The 2,888-nt window shown below is 54.2% G+C and carries 1 protein-coding gene; it reads right to left on the bottom strand.

The genetic code is table 11. The features are described from left to right. The coding region (locus L1N97_RS14300; RefSeq protein WP_442967247.1) for a beta strand repeat-containing protein at positions 1 to 2,888 on the bottom strand (2,888 nt) is incomplete at both ends.

Below are 2,888 nucleotides of genomic sequence, written 5' to 3'. Positions count from 1 at the left end.
CGGCAATGTCGAGTGAGCCCGCTATGGCGTCTAATGTGGCTGATGTGTCGGCCGCTAATGGGTTACCGTTGTTGTCCACTGCCGTGGCCTCAATGGTTAATGGGCCATCCGCTAACGCGCTGATATCGACATCGGCTAACTGATAGCTGCCATCGGCCAGCACGGTGGCTTGGGTAATGACCGTTTGACCGTTTTGATCGGTGATGGTGATGTTAATCACCGTGCCTTCAGCGACATCGGTAGTGGTACCCGATAAATCGAGTGTGCCATCCGTATTGTCAACCGTCGCGGCGATATCCAGGCTGCCTTCGATGGCATCCAATGTGGCATTGGTATCGGCAGTGAGTGGGTTGCCGTTGTTGTCCACTGCCGTGGCCTCAATGGTTAATGGGCCATCGGCTAACGCGCTGACATCCACATCGGCTAACTGATAGCTGCCATCGGCCAGTACGGTGGCTTGGGTAATCACCGTTTGACCGTTTTGATCGGTGATGGTGATGTTAATCACGGTGCCTTCGGCAACGTCCGTGGTGGTGCCGCTGAGGTCAAGCGTACCATCGGTGTTATCGATTGTCGCAGCGATATCCAATGAACCGGCAATGGCGTCTAGTGTGGCTGATGTGTCGGCCGCGAGAGGGTTGCCGTTGTTATCGACTGCCGTGGCCTCAATGGTTAATGGGCCATCCGCTAACGCGCTGACATCGACACCTTCTAACTGGTAACTGCCATCGGCCAGCACGGTGGCTTGGGTAATAACCGTTTTACCATTTTGATCGGTGATGGTGATGTTAATCACCGTGCCTTCAGCGACATCGGTAGTGGTACCCGATAAATCGAGTGTGCCATCGGTGTTATCGACGGTCGCGGCAATATCCAGGCTGCCTTCGATGGCATCCAATGTGGCATTGGTATCGGCAGTGAGTGGGTTACCGTTGTTATCGACTGCCGTGGCAGCAATGGTCAATGGGCCATCGGCTAACGCGCTGACATCCACATCGGCTAACTGATAGCTGCCATCGGCCAGCACGGTGGCTTGGGTAATCACCGTTTGACCATTTTGATCGGTAATGGTGATGTTAATCAGCGTACCTTCGGCGACGTCGGTGGTAGTACCCGATAAATCGAGTGTGCCATCGGTGTTATCGACGGTCGCGGCAATATCCAGGCTGCCTTCGATGGCATCCAATGTAGCATTAGTATCTGCCGCGAGTGGGTTACCGTTGTTATCGACTGCCGTGGCAGCAATGGTTAATGGGCCATCGGCTAACGCGCTGACATCGACATCGGCTAACTGATAGCTGCCATCGGCCAGCACGGTGGCTTGGGTAATAACCGTTTGACCGTTTTGATCGGTGATGGTGATGTTAATCACCGTACCTTCGGCAACATCCGTGGTGGTGCCCGATAAATCGATGGTGCCATCGGTGTTATCGACGGTCGCGGCAATATCCAGGCTGCCTTCGATGGCATCCAATGTGGCATTGGTATCGGCAGTGAGTGGGTTGCCGTTGTTATCGACAGCAGTGGCAGCAATGGTCAATGGGCCATCCGCTAAGGTACTGACATCGACACCTTCTAACTGGTAACTGCCATCGGCCAGCACGGTGGCTTGGGTAATAACCGTTTTACCATTTTGATCGGTGATGGTGATGTTAATCAGCGTGCCTTCGGCGACGTCGGTGGTAGTACCCGATAAATCGAGTGTGCCATCGGTGTTATCGACGGTGGCGGCGATATCTAATGAACCGGCAACCGCATCAAGTGTGGCTGAGGTGTCGGCCGCGAGAGGATTACCGTTGTTATCGACTGCCGTCGCGTCAATGGTTAATGGGCCATCCGCTAACGCGCTGACATCGACACCTTCTAACTGGTAACTGCCATCGGCCAGTACGGTGGCTTGGGTAATCACCGTTTGACCATTTTGATCGGTGATGGTGATGTTAATCACCGTACCTTCGGCAACATCCGTGGTGGTGCCGCTGAGGTCAAGCGTACCATCGGTGTTATCGATTGTCGCAGCGATATCCAATGAACCGGCAATGGCGTCTAGTGTGGCTGATGTGTCGGCCGCGAGAGGGTTGCCGTTGTTATCGACCGCAGTGGCCTCAATGGTTAATGGGCCATCGGCTAACGCGCTGACATCCACATCGGCTAACTGATAGCTGCCATCGGCCAGCACGGTGGCTTGGGTAATCACCGTTTGACCATTTTGATCGGTGATGGTGATGTTAATCAGCGTGCCTTCAGCGACATCGGTAGTGGTTCCGGATAAATCGATGGTGCCGTCGGTATTATCCACCGTCGCAGCGATATCCAATGAACCGGCAACCGCATCGAGGGTGGCTGATGTATCGGCCGCGAGAGGGTTGCCGTTGTTATCGACTGCCGTGGCCTCAATGGTTAATGGGCCATCGGCTAACGCGCTGACATCCACATCGGCTAACTGATAGCTGCCATCGGCCAGCACGGTGGCTTGGGTAATCACCGTTTTACCATTTTGATCGGTGATGGTGATGTTAATCACGGTGCCTTCAGCGACATCGGTGGTAGTACCCGATAAATCGAGTGTGCCATCGGTGTTATCGACGGTCGCAGCAATATCCAGGCTGCCTTCGATGGCATCCAATGTGGCATTGGTATCGGCAGTGAGTGGGTTGCCGTTGTTATCGACAGCAGTGGCAGCAATGGTTAATGGGCCATCGGCTAACGCGCTGACATCGACATCGGCTAACTGGTAACTGCCATCGGCCAGCACGGTGGCTTGGGTAATCACCGTTTTACCATTTTGATCGGTGATGGTGATGTTAATCACGGTGCCTTCAGCGACATCGGTAGTGGTACCCGATAAATCGATGGTGCCATCCGTATTGTCAACCGTGGCCGCAATA

It is taken from the genome of Rheinheimera sp. UJ63, from assembly GCF_021568285.1.
GTDB lineage: Bacteria > Pseudomonadota > Gammaproteobacteria > Enterobacterales > Alteromonadaceae > Alishewanella > Alishewanella maricola.
Note: the sequence above shows the minus strand (reverse complement) of the source record. Positions and strands in the feature narration are given on the sequence as shown.